A 15,951-nucleotide genomic window follows, 5' to 3' on the forward strand; every position below is an offset into this window, starting at 1 on the left:
TTTGTAATATAATGAAATGGATTTTTTTAATTTCTTTTTACAAAGGAGTAAAGATGCGTGAGCTTATCGAAGGTTATTTGGGTAAGAGCATTGAGGGCAAAAAAAGTAAAATGCCTGCGAAATTAGACTTTATCCAAAGCGCCTCAGGGCTTTTTTTAGGTCTTTTTATGTGGGTGCATATGCTTTTTGTTTCTACAATTTTAGTCAGTGAGGATTTTTTTAATTCTGTGGTACATTTTTTAGAATTAAAATTTGTTTACGATAATCCTGTTATGAGTTATCTTACTTCATTTTTAGCCGCCTGTGTTTTAGTGGTTTTTTTCGTTCATGCTTTACTTGCAATGAGAAAATTTCCTATTAATTACCGTCAGTATCAAATACTAAGAACACACAGTAAAAAAATGAATCACAGCGATACTTCGTTATGGTGGGTTCAAGCTTTTACAGGTTTTATTATGTTTTTCTTAGGTTCTGCTCATCTTATTTTTATTGTAACCAATGCAGATAAAATCAGCGGCGATATGTCAGGAGATAGGGTTGTAAGCCATTTTATGTGGCTTTTTTATGCTGTTCTTTTAGTCTGTGTTGAACTTCATGGAAGTATAGGGCTTTATAGACTTTGTGTTAAATGGGGTTGGTTTGAAGGAAAAAATGTAAAAGAAAGTCGCAAAAAGCTTAAAACTGCTAAATGGATAATCAGTATTTTCTTCCTAGTTTTAGGTGTGTTAAGTCTTGCAGCATTTATAAAAATAGGTTATGAAAACTACCAAAATCAAACTCAAACTACTGCGATGATAAAAAACTACAATGGAGCAAATTATGAATATACAATATAGTGATGCTTTAGTAATAGGCGGAGGATTAGCAGGTCTTAGAGCGGCTATTGAAGTAGCAAAGAGTGGCCAAAGTGTAACACTTTTAAGTATTTGTCCAGTGAAGCGTTCTCACTCTGCAGCGGTGCAAGGAGGTATGCAGGCAAGTTTAGCAAATGGGGCAAAAGGTGAGGGTGATAATGAAGATCTTCACTTCGCAGATACAGTAAAAGGAAGTGATTGGGGCTGTGATCAAGAAGTAGCAAGAATGTTTGCTCAAACTGCGCCAAAAGCAGTGCGTGAGCTTGCGGCTTGGGGTGTGCCTTGGACTAGAGTTACTAAAGGTCCAAGAACTGTTGTAATCAATGCACAAAAAACTGTGATTGAAGAAAAAGAAGAAGCGCACGGGCTTATTAATGCTAGAGATTTTGGTGGAACTAAAAAATGGAGAACTTGCTATATCGCAGATGCAACAGGGCATTGTATGCTTTATGGTGTAGCAAATGAAGCTATTAAATATCAAGTAAAAATTATTGATAGAATGGAAGCAGTAAGAATTATCCATGATGGTAAAAAATGCTTAGGTGTGATTGCTAGAGATTTAACCAATGGACAACTCATTGCTTATATCGCAAGAGGAACTATGATAGCAACAGGGGGCTATGGTAGAATTTATAAACAAACTACAAATGCGGTAATTTGCGAAGGAACAGGTGCGGCTATCGCTCTTGAAACGGGACTTTGTAGACTTTCTAATATGGAAGCAGTGCAATTTCACCCAACTCCTATTGTGCCAAGCGGTATTTTGCTTACTGAGGGTTGTCGTGGCGATGGCGGAATTTTACGTGACGTGGATGGATATCGTTTTATGCCTGATTATGAGCCAGAGAAAAAAGAACTTGCAAGCCGTGATGTGGTAAGTCGTAGAATGATGGAGCATATTCGTAAAGGTAAAGGTGTAAAAAGTCCTTATGGAGATCATTTATGGCTTGATATTTCTATATTGGGTCGTGCGCATGTGGAAAAAAATCTTCGCGATGTGCAAGATATTTGTAAAACTTTTAATGGTATTGATCCAGCAGATGAAGGTCCAAAAGGTTGGGCTCCAGTTCTTCCAATGCAGCATTATTCTATGGGTGGAATTAGAACTAAACCAACGGGTGAAAGTCAATGGTTAAACGGACTTTTTGCTTGTGGAGAAGCAGCTTGCTGGGATATGCACGGATTTAATCGTTTAGGTGGAAATTCATGTGCTGAAACTGTTGTAGCAGGTATGATAGTGGGAGATTATTTTGCAGATTATTGTAAAAATAATGGTGAAGTAATTGACACAAATGTAGTAAAAGACTTCTTAACTAAAGAGTATCAATATTTAAAATCTTTAGTAGATAAAGAGGGTAAACATAATGTTTTTGAAATTAAAAATAGAATGAAAGAAATTATGTGGGATAAGGTAGCCATCTTTAGAACAGGTGAAGGTTTGAAAGAAGCAGTAGATGAACTTGAAAAACTTTATAAAGATTCTCAAGATGTTAAAGTACATTGTAAAGAACTTGATTGTGCAAATCCAGAGCTTGAAGAAGCGTATAGAGTACCAAGAATGTTAAAAATAGCACTTTGTGTAGCTTATGGAGCGCTTTTAAGAACAGAAAGTCGTGGGGCGCATTATAGGGAAGATTATCCAAAAAGAGATGATTTAAATTGGATGAAAAGAACCAATACTTTTTGGGTAGAAGGCGAAACATTACCACGCATAGAATATGAAGAGCTTGATATTATGAAAATGGAAATTCCACCAGCATTCCGTGGATATGGAGCTAAAGGAAATATTATAGAAAATCCTTTAAGTGAAAAACGCCAAGCTGAAGTGGATGCAATACGTGAAAAAATGGAAGCTGAAGGCAAAGGTCGTTATGAAATTCAAAACGCTTTAATGCCTTATGAATTACAAGCTAAATATAAAGCACCAAACCAAAGAATAGGAGTTGATTATGAGTAGAAAATTGACAATAAAGGCATTTAAATATAATCCTTTAAGCAAAATTTCTAAACCACATTTTGTGACTTATGAGCTTGAAGAAACTCCTTTTATGACGGTTTTTGTATGTTTGACTTTGATCCGTGAAAAAATGGATGCGGATCTGAGTTTTGACTTTGTTTGTCGTGCAGGGATTTGCGGATCTTGTGCAATGATGATTAATGGAGTGCCAAAACTTGCTTGTAAAACTTTAACTAAAGATTATCCTGATGGAGTGATAGAGCTTATGCCTATGCCTGCATTTAGGCATATTAAAGATTTAAGCGTGAATACAGGCGAGTGGTTTGAAGACATGTGTAAGCGTGTTGAAAGCTGGGTGCATAATGAAAAAGAAACTGATATTTCTAAACTTGAAGAACGCATTGAGCCAGAAGTTGCGGATGAAACTTTTGAACTTGATCGTTGTATAGAGTGTGGAATTTGTGTAGCTTCTTGTGCAACTAAACTTATGCGTCCAAATTTCATAGCTGCTACAGGACTTTTAAGAACAGCTAGATATTTACAAGATCCGCATGACCATAGAAGTGTGGAAGATTTTTATGAATTAGTGGGCGATGATGATGGTGTTTTTGGTTGTATGTCATTGCTTGCTTGCGAAGATAATTGTCCTAAAGAATTACCTTTACAAAGTAAAATCGCTTACATGAGAAGACAACTTGTCGCTCAAAGAAATAAATAAATCTTTCCCCTTTTTAAGGGGAAGATTATGAAAGAATTATTCCAAAAAATTTGGCAAAATGAACTTCAATTTTTAAATTTTGATGCTAAATTTCAAGATAAAAACAAACTTAATACGACCGAGTGCGCGATTATTTTAAGTGTCAATAAAGACAATTATGAAAGATATTTTCTCTTAAAAGAATTTCAAGAGCTTTGCAAAAAAATTGATTTAAGAGTGGATATTTTTAGTATACAAAATGCTCAAATTTGTATTTTAAATCTTTTGAAATCAGGTTTTGTTCCAAAGCAAGATTTACTTAAGGCTCTAAAAATTTTAGAAAAAATTTCGAAAAATACCGAAATGTTTGATTTTATTTCTCAAGAAAAAGTTCAAAGTATAGATCAAAAAGCTTTATTTCAAAATGATTTTAAAGAATTAAACACCATTAATTTGGAGCTTCAAAAGCTAAGTTTTGATGAAAATTTAAAATCAAGACTTCAAAAAACTTTGGAAAAATTTCAAAATTTAGAGTTTAATATAGCCATCACTGGCGTGATGAATGCAGGAAAATCAAGCCTTTTAAATGCTCTTTTAAAAGAAGATTTTTTAGGGGTTTCAAACATACCTGAAACAGCTAATTTAACAGTATTAAGCTATGGTAAGAGTGAAGAAGCAAAGATATATTTTTGGGATAAAAAAGAATGGCAAAATATACTTGAAAGTTCGCACTTTAATGCAGATTTAAAAGAATTTATTGATAAACTGGATAAGAGTGTAAATATAGAGGATTTTATCAAGGATAAACCTTTAATACAAAATATCGCACTTTGTGAACTTAAAAATTTCAGTTCAGCTAAAAATAAAATTTCAGCTTTAATTAAAAAAATAGAAATTAAAAGTCATTTAGATTTTTTAAAAAATAATATTTCCATAGTTGATACCCCAGGGCTTGATGATGTTGTAGTTCAAAGAGAAATTGTTACAAATGAGTATCTTAGAGAAAGTGATTTTTTAATTCATTTAATGAATGCTTCTCAAAGCTTAACTCAAAAAGATGCAGACTTTTTGGTGCATTGTCTTTTAAATTCAAGGCTGAGTAAGTTTTTAATTGTTTTAACTAAAGCGGATTTGTTAAGCAAAAAGGATTTAGAAGAAGTCATTGTTTATACCAAAGAAAGCTTAAAATCAAGACTTGTGGATTTAGATGAAAATTTGGTGGAAAAGATTGATTTTTTATGTGTGAGTGCTAAAATGGCAAGTGATTTTTATAAAGGTTTAGCACCTAAGGAAAGTTTGCAAAAAAGTGGTATGCAAGAATTTGAAAACTATCTTTTTAACGAGCTTTATGCAGGAGAAAAAAGCAAGATTGCCTTAAGAGCTTACAAAAAAGAATTACATTTGGAACTTAAAAATATTCTAAGCAAATATGAAATGCAAAATCGTCTTATTAAGGAGAATAAACAAGGTGTAAGTGAAGAAAATCAAAAGCTTTTACTTGAACTTCAAAAGCAAAATATCTTATTAAAAGAAGCACAAGATGAAATTTCAAATTCCATTGTAAAACTTAAAAATATAGATAATGGTATAGATAATCTTGTTCTACTTTTGGCTAAAAAATTAAAAGAACGCTTGATAGATGAGTTTAAATATTTAAAAAATAATGCACAAAAGCTTAATCTTTCTCGTATTTTAAATATAGTTGATATTACTACAAAAGATGGGATTAATGATATTTTAAGAGAAATTAAATTTGAAAATATTAAAAAAATCGAGGAGCTTAAAACAAATTTGTCTTTAAAATATGATTTTTTAAAAGATGATTTTGATAATGGTTTTGAAGGTTTTAAAGATGGAATTTCAAAAAATATAGATAGTATTTTTCAAAGTGAAAAATTTGCACTTTTAAGATTGAAAATTGAAAAATTAAGCAATTTAAAATCAGATTTATATGAGCTTGAAACGAATTTAGATACAGTTATTTTTGATACTTTTAAAGAATTTAAAATGAGCGAAATTTTAAATTCTTTAAATATCAATGGAGCATTTTTTGAGTTTTTAAATGATAAATTAAAACATTATGAAAAAAATCAAAAATCAAAATTAGAAAGTCTTGAAAAAGTTTTACAGAGTCTGAAAAATCAAGATATTAATATTTTAAATTCTTTTGAAGAAAATTTAGAAAAAATTGAAAAATTAAAACAACTTGAAATGGGGCTTTTAAATGCAGATTAATCTTTTAAATGATTTTATAAAAGCCTATGAAAATACTTATAGTGTGAGTTTTGATGATAGTTTTAAAGGGCGTATTCAAGAGCTTTGCAAGGAACTTAATGAGCCTTTTATGCATGCAAGTTATGCTTTAGAAAATGAATTAAAAGAGCTTGTGTTTTCTTTGGATAAGAATGTTAATATCGCTATTATAGGGCAGTTTTCAAGTGGTAAATCAAGTTTACTAAATTTGATCTTGGGGTGTGATTGTTTGCCTACGGGTGTTGTTCCTGTTACTTTTAAACCTACTTTTTTACGCTATGCAAAAGAATATTTTTTAAGAGTAGAATTTGAAGATAGAAGTGATATTATCACAAATATAGAAAAATTAGCCTTTTATACGGATCAAAGAAATGAAGTAAAACAAGCAAAAAGTTTGCATATTTTTGCACCTATTCCTTTACTTGAAAAAATCACTCTTGTAGATACTCCGGGTTTAAATGCAAATGAAAATGATACTTTAGCAACTCTTGATGAGCTTAAAAATATTCATGGAGCGATTTGGTTAAGTTTGATTGATAATGCAGGTAAAAAAAGTGAAGAAGATGCCATAAAAGCAAATTTAGAACTTTTAGGAGAAAATAGCATTTGTGTATTAAATCAAAAAGATAAATTAAACACAGAAGAGCTAGATAATGTTTTAAATTATGCAAAAAGTATATTTTTAAAATATTTTGATGAGCTTATTGCCATTTCTTGCAAAGAAGCTAAAGATGAGCAAAGCTATGAAAAATCTAATTTTCAATCTTTGCTTGATTTTTTAACTCAGCTAGATACAACAGCTTTAAAAGAAAAATTTGTTAAAAGAAAAATTTTAAATTTATGCGAAATTTTAGAAGATGAAAATCAACTTTTTGTAGGTATTTTTGATCGTTTATTAAATCAATTTCAAAGTTATGAAAAGCATTTACTTTTAGCGTATGAATTTTTTTTAAAAGAGATTGAAATTTTAAATCATCAGATTTTAGAACAGCTTAAAAGCATTAGCGAAAGAATTTCTAGTGAAATTTTTGCAAGTGTTAAGGAAAAAGATGCTTATTTTTACAAAGAAAGCAAAGGATTTTTAAAGAAAGATTTATACACAAGATATGATTATAAAGCACCTTATATTTCAAGTGACGATGCTTTTTTGGCGATGTTTTACAATAGTGATGCAATGAGTAAAGAGTTTAAAAAAATCAAAAATGAACTTTATAAATCTTTTGAAGAAATCAAGATGAAATTAAAAGACTTTATAAACATACTCGAGAGAGAAATTTTACTTTTTAAAGCAGAATTTTCAAACATACAAAAAGATCATATTTTCCAAAGTGATAAAAATTTTAGTGAATTAAGAGCTTTTTGCAATGCAAGTGATGAGTACTTTTTGAAAGATTTTAAAGAGCTTTTATTTAAAAGTATTTTAGAACTTGATTTATTTTTTGAAAAATTAAATCTTAAGGCTTTTACAAATTATGAAAATGCTACAAAACTAAGCCTTGCATTTTTTAGTCGTAAAATCAATGAAAGCCGTGTTCTTTATGAGCTTGATAGTTCTGAATTTGTACTTTTTTATCCTAAAAAAAGTGAAATTTATGAAAGAGTTTTAAATGAATTAAATGTTTATGAGTTTGAAGCTTTGCTTATTAATAAGCCTATTTTGACAAAAATTGCAAAAAATTTTTTAGAACAAAGTCAAATTTTAATCCAAGAAAAAAGTAAATTTTTAGATCTTAAAAAAGCAGAACTTCGAAAAAGAAGAGTACAGATTTTAAATGTTAGAGAAAGTATAAAGGAAGATTGATGAGAATATTTTTAGCTTTATTTTTATTTTTTAATTCATTACTTGCATTAAGTGAATTAGAAGAAGGTTTAAAACTTTATGAAGCAAATAAATTTGATAAAGCTTATGAAATTTTTAAAAGCCTTTGTGAAAAAGATATTTCTAAAGCTTGTTTTTCTTTAGCTTTTATGTACGAAAGTGCTAAGGGTATGAGTAAGGATTTAAATCAAGCTTATAAATTTTATGATAAAGCTTGCAAATTAGGTTTAGCAAGTGCGTGTTCTAATATGGCTTTGCTTTTGCAAAATCAAGGTTATAAAAATGAAGCTCTTTTGGCTTTTAATAAAGCTTGTACTTTAGGAGAATCGTTAAGTTGTAATAATATAGCTTTATTTTATGAAAAAGAAAAAGATGGACAAATGGCCTCAAGTTTTTATAAAAGATCTTGTGATTTAAAAAATGCAAGAGCTTGTTATCAATTAGGGTCTTTATATGATAAAGGAGAGCTTGTTAAAGCAAGTATAAAATCTGCCTTTGCTTTTTATTCTAAATCTTGCACTTTAGGTTTTGGTGAGTCTTGTTATTTGTTAGGACGCTATAATCAACTAGAAAAACAAGATTTAACAAAGGCAAAAAGATATTTTGGTATGGCTTGTGATCAAAAACATCAAGAAGCTTGTGCAGCTTATAAAGAACTTAATTCTAAAGATATAGAGCTTTATTAAAAGTTCTATTTTCATTACTTTCAAAGATATTCTTAAATAAAATTAAGAATAACACAAAATTTATCGCTTTTTAAAGTTAAATTTATATTAATAGGGCTAATATAGTCTTGTTTAAATTATTATCAAGGAGAAGTAATGCAAGACAATATTATTGATCGCAGAAGCTTTTTTAAACTAGGGCTTTTAGGTGGTTCTGTAGTAGCAGCTAGTACTATAGGTGGCGGTGCTGTTTTAAAGGCAGCAGAACTTACGCATTCGCATCAAGCTTCACAAGGAAAATCAAATAAAGTTAGAGGTAGAATGTTTTTTCAAACTCAAACTGAATTTGATACCTTAAGTGCAGCCTGTGAAAGAATTTATCCTAAAGATGAGCAAGGAGAAGGAGCTATAGGTTTAGGCGTACCTTATTTTATCGATAATCAGCTAGCTAGTGCTTATGGTTATAATGATAGAGAATATATGCAAGGACCTTTCATTGAGGGTAAAGCTGAACAAGGCTATCAAACTCCTATGCAACGCAAAGATATTTTTTTAGAAGGTGTGCATGCTCTTGAAGAAAATGCTCAAAAGCGTTATAAAAAATCTTTTTCTCTGCTTAAAGGTGGAGATCAGGATAAAATTCTAAGCGATTTTGAAAAAGGAAAAATTCAAACTACGGGTTTTAAATCTTCTTATTTTTTCACTCTTTTAAGAGATATGACAGTAGCTGGAGTTTTAGCTGATCCAATTTATGGCGGAAATGATAATAAAAATGGTTGGAGAATGATGCAATATCCAGGCGCACAAATGAGCTATGTGGATAAAATTGCAAGTGATGAATTTTTTAACATTGAACCTATGAGTTTAGCAGATATGGAGAGTTAAAATGGCTGAAGTATTAAAAAAAGTAGATGTGGTAACAGTTGGGGCAGGATGGACTGGAGGTATAGTGGCTGCAGAGCTTACTAAAGCAGGTTTGAATGTACTTAGTTTAGAACGCGGACATATGCAAAGTACTGAAAATTTTAATTTTATCCATGATGAGTGGAGATACGGGATTAATTATGGTTTGATGCAAGATTGCTCGAAAGACACTGTGACTTTTCGCCATGATCCTAGTGGTTTAGCCTTGCCTTATCGTAAAATGGGTTCGTTTTTATTGGGTAATAATGTTGGCGGTGCAGGGGTGCATTGGAATGGTTGGACTTTTAGGTTTATGCCTTATGATTTTGAAATTCAAACCCTAAGCAAACAAAGATATGGTAATAAATTAGGTAATGATTATACCTTGCAAGATTGGGGTGTGACTTATAAGGATATGGAGCCTTATTATGATAGATTTGAAAAAACCTGTGGGGTATCAGGTGAGTCAAATCCTTTAGCGGAAAAAATGGGAGCTTTTAGATCCAGTCCTTATCCACAAGAACCTCTTGAAAATACTAAAATGCTTAAACGATTTGAAAGTGCAGCAAAAAGTTCAAATTTACACACTTATCGTTTGCCAGCTTCAAATTCTAAAGGTGGCTATACAAACCCTGATGGTCAAGATTTAGCTCCTTGTCAATACTGTGCGTATTGTGAGCGTTTTGGTTGTGAGTATGGCGCAAAAGCAAGTCCTTTAAACACAGTAATTCCAAAGGCTATGAGCACAGGTAAATACACTATACGCACTTATAGCAATGTAACGCAAATTCTTAAAAAAGACGGAAAAGTAACGGGGGTAAAATTTGTCGATACTAGAACGATGAAAGAGTATATTCAACCTGCTGATATAGTTGTGCTTACAAGTTATATGTTTAACAATGCTAAGCTTTTAATGGTAAGCAACATAGGTGAGCAATACGATCCAAAAACAGGTAAAGGAACTTTAGGTAGAAATTATTGTTATCAAATGAACATGGGTACAACAGCTTTCTTTGATGAGCAATTTAACACCTTCATGGGTTCAGGTGCTTTGGGAACTACGAGTGATGATTTTAACGGAGATAATTTTGATCATTCTAAGGAAAAATTCCTTCATGGAGCTATGATTTATAGCGTTCAGCTTGGAACTCGCCCTATACAATCAGCCCCACTTCCAGCAGGAGCTCCAACTTGGGGTGCTGAATTTAAAAAAGCATTAAACTATAATTTCACAAGAGCTATTACCGTAGCAGGACAAGGTGCTTCTTTGCCTCATAAGAATAATTATTTAAGTCTTGATCCAACTTATAAAGATGCTTTTGGTATGCCACTTTTACGCTTAACTTATAATTTCACTGATCAAGATAGAGCTTTGCATAAATTTATCACAGATAAAACAGCTGAGGTAGCAAAAAGAATGCAAGGAGTAAAATCAATCAAAAAAGGTGCTTATCTTAAGGATTATAGCGTTGTGCCTTATCAATCTACTCATAACACAGGTGGAACAACAATGGGTGCAGATAGAGAAACTAGTGTGGTTAATACTTATTTACAACACTGGGATGCGGATAATCTTTTTGTTGTAGGAGCAGGAAATTTCCAACACAATAGTGGATATAATCCAACTGATACTGTAGGAGCTTTGGCTTATCGCTGTGCTGAAGGTATTTTAAAGTATCATAAAAGTGGAAAAAGCTTAGCTTGATAATAACTTGAGAGTTTTTGAAAACTCTCAAGATTATAAATTTTTAATTTTCTTCCGATATAGTATAATATCAAGGAAGGCAAAAATGATTAATGGTGTAAATTCTTATTTAAACTACAATTATACAAAAAGGCAAATGTAGTCTGCTCTTGGTGGTTGGAATCCAAGATTATTTTAATAAAATATCATAAAAAAAGGGTTTTCTATGGTAAATTTTGATACTCAATATACAAATATCAATTATCCAAATAATAACACAAGCAATAAAAAAGCTGTGCTTAAAAATGATGATGATGCTTATTATGAATCCATAATAAAAAATTTGGAGATCTTGAAAAATTTAAAGAAGAAAATGGCTATAATGGATCTCCTGATGTAAAAGAAGTAGAAAACTCTTTATATAAAAGATATATGGAAGATAGACTAAGCAAGGATGAAATAAAAATACTTAATAAATTTGGCACAGACTATCTTACAGAAGGCGTAGATTTGTCCGCACTTCATAAACGAAAAGTTGATCTTTTAAAAACTCTTACAAGTATGAATGAATTTGAGAAAATATGGGGTGCTGAAAGGGCACAAAGAGAAAAACAATTCTTTAATGAACTTGGTAAGCCACTTACTCAAGAAGATATAGATAGGTTCTTAACTAATAAAAACAATCAAAAAGAAGACAAAGAAGCTTTCAAACCTATACAAGCAGAAAGTAAAAACAAAGAAACTTACAAAGATGATAATACAAGAAACGAGCTTGTAAAAAAACTATTAGAAGGTAAATTTAGCACTAGCAAAGAATTAGAAATTCTTTTTGGTGTGAAATTTAGTGATGATGATGCAGGAGAATTTAATAAAATTCTTTCTTTAAATTCTGCACCAAAAAGTATAGATATAAAAGCTTGAAAATGCAAAAATTTAAATTATAAAAAAGAAAAAATGTTAAATATCTTAACATACAAATTCAAGTCATCGTTTTTATAAGGAAATTTTTTATTTAAATTAAGAATTTTAAGATGCGATATTGAATTTAATGTCGTTATTTTGTGAGTTTTGTTGATAAGTTCTAGCAACAAAATTTTTAAAGTCTTTATCAAAATTTGAATTTTTATCGTTGTTTTTTGAATCTTTATCTGTTTTTTCTAAGCTATTTTCTGAATTTTTGTCATCTTTTTCTTTATTTTCTTCTTCTTTTTCTTTGGCTTCTTCGGCTTTAAGCTTCATTGCTTCAGCTCTTGCTTCAAATTCCATTTTTGCAGCATTTGCTGCAACTTTATAGTCTTGTGGGCTAGGATCAGCAGGAGCCATAGCTGCTGCTGCGATTTGTCTTGCATTGGCTATAGTTTCTTCTGGTGTGTTTCCTTTTTGCATGCTGATAGGAACTTCACCCGCTGTAGCATACATTTGATTATCAGGGCCTCTTGTATAAGTAAAACTTGCAGCACCTGCTAAGCCGCCACCCGCTGCTTGATGCGCAGCTTCATGAGCCTTTACATTTCTATCGATACTTTGGAGTTCGCGAACTTGAGCTACTTCTTTTTGGCTTAGCTCTACGCCATTAACCATTTGGGTTTGTTCGCCATTTTTTTCTTTATCATCTTTATTTTCACTAAGATTTTTTTCATCTTTTTGAGTGGAATCAGATTGATTTGTTTTATCAAAAGAAGGTTTGCTAGAGTAGTAATCATAAGAGTTATAACTTGAACTAATTTGCATTTATCCTCCTTTTTGTTTTTTAAATTTTTAGGAATTTTAACGCATTTTGACTTAAAAATTTGATAAATTTTGTAAAATAATCATAAATACAATTTCAAAGGAATGTAATGATTTATGAAAATGATTTGATTTATATAGAGAAAGAGGAGGCTCAAGTGCCTTGGCTTAAAATTTTTACTAAAGAAATTTATAAAGAATTTAGCGATTGTCCTTTAGAGTTGCAAAAGGAACTTTTTGAAAAAATTTTACTTTGTGAAAAGGCTATGATAGAATTTTACAAACCTGAAAAAATCAATATCGCCTCTTTTGCAAATTATGTGCCAAGGGTGCATTTTCATGTTATGGCAAGATTTAAAGAAGATGCGTTTTTTCCAGAGTGTATGTGGGGAAAACAGCAAAGAGAAACAATAAAGCTTGATTTGCCTAAATTTGAAGAATTTGTAAAATTTTTAAATAGTAAAATTTTTTGATTTTTATTAATGATTTGTTATGTTTTATCTAATAAAATTTTTATATTGAAAATTACTATAAAAAAGGAAAAAAATGAAAAAAGTTTTATTGAGTTCATTGGTTGCGGTGTCTTTGTTAAGCACAGGTTTGTTTGCTAAAGAATATACTTTAGATAAAGCACATACAGATGTAGGTTTTAAAATCAAACATTTACAAATTAGCAATGTAAAAGGAAATTTCAAAGATTATTCTGCGGTGATTGATTTTGATCCTGCGAGTGCTGAATTTAAAAAGCTTGATGTAACTATAAAAATCGCATCTGTAAATACAGAAAATCAAACAAGAGATAATCACTTACAACAAGATGATTTTTTCAAAGCAAAAAAATATCCTGATATGACTTTTACAATGAAAAAATATGAAAAAATCGATAATGAAAAAGGCAAAATGACAGGAACTTTAACTATAGCTGGAGTTTCTAAAGATATCGTTTTAGATGCTGAAATCGGCGGTGTAGCTAAAGGCAAAGATGGAAAAGAAAAAATAGGATTTTCTTTAAATGGAAAAATCAAACGCTCTGATTTTAAATTTGCAACAAGTACTTCAACTATTACTTTAAGTGATGATATTAATTTAAATATCGAAGTTGAAGCGAACGAAAAATAATTTTTTAGTCTAAGAGTCTTGCTCTTAGACTTTGTAAATTTTTATCCAAATTTTCTTCACTTTCTTGCCAAATCAATTTAAAATCCGGTTTAAAATTTTCATTTTCTAAATTAAATTCCGTGTTTTTCAAGGTGGATTCTAAAAAAGCAAGATGATTTAAAGCTTGATTTTTATCATTAAAAATTAAAATAAAATCATTTTCTACGATAAAAATTTTTGCTCTAAAGCGTTTTAAAATTTTTGCAATTTGTTTTAAAATGAGTTTGGTATAGCTTTCTTTGGTATCTTTTAGTTCATTAAAATGAAGCAAGGCAATGATATAGTTGTTTTTTCCTTTTGTAAAGCGTGTAAGGCTTTTTTCATTGGGTAGCTTTGTTAAGGTGTCAAAAAAAGCTAACCTATAAGCGTGATTTAAAAGATAAAAACAAAAAACCAAACTTGCAAATTCAAAATATCTTATTCCTGTTCCTTCTTGGAATAAAAACTGAAAATATGCAGCAAAAAATGCGATAAGAAGATAATATTCTTTAGTTTTAAAAGTTTTGATAAAAATGAGTATTAAGCCGACTAAAAAAAATAAAAATCCTAATTCACTCACAGGTTTAAAAAAATTTAATGTAATAAAATGGAATTCTAAACCAGCGCTATTGAAAGTAGTATTTCTAGGTAAAATGATGCTTAAAACGCCTATAAAAATAAGGGTTGTAATTGAGGCGATATTTTTTTTATTTAAAATTAAAACATGATGTTTTCCAAGGCAAAATAGAGTAAAAATCATAGGTAAAAACAAAGCCACAAATAAATTAGCTTGAAAAAAACTTGTATAAAAATAAGGCAGCTTAGCTCCTAGTAATACTAAAGTCAAAAAGAAAATTTTTGAATTTTTAAAGTAAAAGGATAGCACAAGAGCTGAAATTTCAAAAATAAAACTCAATGATATTAAAAAATCTAATAAAAACATTTCAAATCCTTGATTTTAATAAAAGTGATAATTGTATAGAAAAAAGCTTAAAAGCGGATTTTATTTAAATTTAGCAATCTCATCTTGTATAGTTTGTTCTATATGGAGTAATTCTTCATGAGTTTTTTTACTATTTTCTAAAAGTTCATCAAATTTAAAGCCAAGCATAACAATACGATATAAATTGGGTTTATATTTTCTCCAATTATATAAAGTGCTAACATCAATGTCTAGTTCATATGCCATATCACGCTTGCTCTTTTTTGTCATTTTTTACCTTAAAAATTTAGCCTTTAAAAAATTTTACATTAAAATTTCTTTATTAAAAACACTTGAAATATTCAATCTTTTATATAAAATATATTTAATATTTCAATATTAATTAAGTTATAGTGTGGAATAATAGTTTTTATAAAATTTTTATTTAAGGAGAATTACATGGAAGGTGCAAGTGGCGGGTCTATTTTTGTAACAATATTATTGTTTGTATTATACATGTTGCCCGCTATTATTGGTTTGAGCAGAAAGCATTCTAATTGGCTGATAATTTCTTTGCTAAATTTGTTTTTTGGTTGGACTATTATTGTTTGGCTTGTTTGTTTAATATGGTCTTTTACGGGAAGTTTTAAGCAAACTATTATTATTAAAGAAAAAAATGAGAAATAGGAGAAAAAATGACAAAATTTTTAAGCATTTGTAGTTTAATTGCGATGTTGTTAAGTGGTTGTGGAAGTGATTTTCCTGGACAACCTAGCGATGTGGCTAGAGTTCAGCAAAACAAATATCCAAATGGAAATTTAAAAGAAGAAATTCCCTATAATAAAGATTCAAGAATACATGGGTTAAAAAGAGCTTTTTATGACAATGGTCGGCTAAGAGCTGAAGAAAATTATAAAAATGGAAAAAAAGATGGAATTAGCAGGGAATATTCTAGAAATGGGCAATTACTTGAGGAGGTGCATTTTAAAGATAATCGCGGATATGGTGATTTTGCAAGCTATTATGAGAATGGAAATATGAGAGCAAAGGGAAAACTACTTGGCTATAATGAAGATGGTATGCCAGAATTTGAAGGTAATTACAAGGAATATTATGAAAATGGAACTTTAATGTGTGATTATAATTTTGATAATAAAGGTAAATTTGATGGAGTACAAAAGCGTTATGATGAAAATGGCGCCTTAGAAGACGAAGAAAATTATAAAAATGGACTTAAAAATGGAGTCTTTAGAGAATATAAAAAAGGGGAGATTGTAAGAGAAGAAGAATATAAAAATGGTATTTTAGTAGCAAAACCTAAAAATTAGAGGA

Annotated in this window: 16 protein-coding genes and 1 pseudogene; 14 read left to right on the forward strand and 3 right to left on the reverse strand. The window is 30.2% G+C overall.

Annotated elements, in window-relative coordinates:
- The first annotated feature begins 53 nt into the window (after positions 1-53).
- The 10 genes and pseudogenes from FBF06_RS01985 to FBF06_RS09655 form a co-directional block, all read left to right on the forward strand.
- Complete coding sequence (locus FBF06_RS01985; RefSeq protein ID WP_002854660.1) at positions 54-836, forward strand: fumarate reductase cytochrome b subunit; 783 nt, start codon at positions 54-56, stop codon at positions 834-836.
- Complete coding sequence (locus tag FBF06_RS01990; protein ID WP_057044137.1) at positions 820-2,811, forward strand: fumarate reductase flavoprotein subunit; 1,992 nt, start codon at positions 820-822, stop codon at positions 2,809-2,811. Before FBF06_RS01985 ends, FBF06_RS01990 begins: the two co-directional genes overlap by 17 nt.
- On the forward strand, positions 2,804-3,529 hold the full coding sequence (locus tag FBF06_RS01995; protein ID WP_002854302.1) for a fumarate reductase iron-sulfur subunit: 726 nt from the start codon (positions 2,804-2,806) through the stop codon (positions 3,527-3,529). The genes FBF06_RS01990 and FBF06_RS01995 overlap by 8 nt, the downstream gene beginning before the upstream one ends.
- 27 nt (positions 3,530-3,556) lie before the next feature.
- Complete coding sequence (locus FBF06_RS02000) at positions 3,557-5,743, forward strand: dynamin family protein (RefSeq protein WP_057044136.1); 2,187 nt, start codon at positions 3,557-3,559, stop codon at positions 5,741-5,743.
- Positions 5,733-7,562 (forward strand): dynamin family protein, encoded by a 1,830-nt coding sequence (locus FBF06_RS02005; protein WP_032592040.1) that lies wholly within the window; start codon positions 5,733-5,735, stop codon positions 7,560-7,562. The genes FBF06_RS02000 and FBF06_RS02005 overlap by 11 nt, the downstream gene beginning before the upstream one ends.
- Positions 7,562-8,266: a tetratricopeptide repeat protein gene (locus tag FBF06_RS02010; protein ID WP_057096437.1), complete on the forward strand. Its 705-nt coding sequence runs from the start codon at positions 7,562-7,564 to the stop codon at positions 8,264-8,266. Before FBF06_RS02005 ends, FBF06_RS02010 begins: the two co-directional genes overlap by 1 nt.
- Positions 8,267-8,401: 135 nt before the next feature.
- Positions 8,402-9,130, forward strand: coding sequence for a gluconate 2-dehydrogenase subunit 3 family protein (locus tag FBF06_RS02015; RefSeq protein WP_002855611.1), 729 nt, complete (start codon positions 8,402-8,404; stop codon positions 9,128-9,130).
- 1 nt (position 9,131) lies between these two features.
- On the forward strand, positions 9,132-10,853 hold the full coding sequence (locus FBF06_RS02020; RefSeq protein WP_002859491.1) for a GMC family oxidoreductase: 1,722 nt from the start codon (positions 9,132-9,134) through the stop codon (positions 10,851-10,853).
- A gap of 205 nt (positions 10,854-11,058) precedes the next feature.
- Complete coding sequence (locus tag FBF06_RS09650; RefSeq protein ID WP_002889036.1) at positions 11,059-11,232, forward strand: hypothetical protein; 174 nt, start codon at positions 11,059-11,061, stop codon at positions 11,230-11,232.
- 287 nt (positions 11,233-11,519) lie between these two features.
- Positions 11,520-11,753 (forward strand): annotated as a pseudogene (locus FBF06_RS09655) (hypothetical protein); the annotation flags it as partial.
- 105 nt (positions 11,754-11,858) lie between these two features.
- Here the strand turns inward: FBF06_RS09655 and FBF06_RS02030 are convergent.
- Complete coding sequence (locus tag FBF06_RS02030; RefSeq protein WP_002859493.1) at positions 11,859-12,563, reverse strand: putative metalloprotease CJM1_0395 family protein; 705 nt, start codon at positions 12,561-12,563, stop codon at positions 11,859-11,861.
- A gap of 107 nt (positions 12,564-12,670) precedes the next feature.
- Here FBF06_RS02030 and FBF06_RS02035 point away from each other — a divergent pair, with 107 nt between their 5' ends.
- Complete coding sequence (locus tag FBF06_RS02035) at positions 12,671-13,033, forward strand: HIT family protein (protein ID WP_002855609.1); 363 nt, start codon at positions 12,671-12,673, stop codon at positions 13,031-13,033.
- 73 nt (positions 13,034-13,106) lie between these two features.
- A complete protein-coding gene (locus tag FBF06_RS02040; protein WP_002855621.1) occupies positions 13,107-13,679 on the forward strand; it encodes a YceI family protein in 573 nt (190 codons plus the stop codon).
- Positions 13,680-13,683: 4 nt separating this feature from the next.
- On the opposite strand, the gene FBF06_RS02045 is transcribed toward FBF06_RS02040, so the two are convergent.
- A complete protein-coding gene (locus tag FBF06_RS02045) occupies positions 13,684-14,640 on the reverse strand; it encodes a membrane protein (protein ID WP_002859494.1) in 957 nt (318 codons plus the stop codon).
- A gap of 60 nt (positions 14,641-14,700) precedes the next feature.
- Positions 14,701-14,910, reverse strand: a complete 210-nt coding sequence (locus FBF06_RS02050; protein ID WP_002778401.1) for a transcriptional regulator — start codon at positions 14,908-14,910, stop codon at positions 14,701-14,703.
- A gap of 168 nt (positions 14,911-15,078) precedes the next feature.
- Between FBF06_RS02050 and FBF06_RS02055 the strand changes: the two genes are divergently transcribed.
- Positions 15,079-15,306 carry a superinfection immunity protein gene (locus FBF06_RS02055; protein ID WP_002855619.1) on the forward strand — a complete coding sequence of 76 codons (228 nt, stop codon included), beginning with the start codon at positions 15,079-15,081 and terminating at the stop codon, positions 15,304-15,306.
- Positions 15,307-15,314: 8 nt separating this feature from the next.
- Positions 15,315-15,947 carry a toxin-antitoxin system YwqK family antitoxin gene (locus FBF06_RS02060; protein WP_052796114.1) on the forward strand — a complete coding sequence of 211 codons (633 nt, stop codon included), beginning with the start codon at positions 15,315-15,317 and terminating at the stop codon, positions 15,945-15,947.
- Positions 15,948-15,951 lie beyond the last annotated feature (4 nt).

The organism is Campylobacter sp. CFSAN093227 (assembly GCF_012897855.1).
Classification (GTDB): Bacteria; Campylobacterota; Campylobacteria; order Campylobacterales; family Campylobacteraceae; genus Campylobacter_D; species Campylobacter_D jejuni.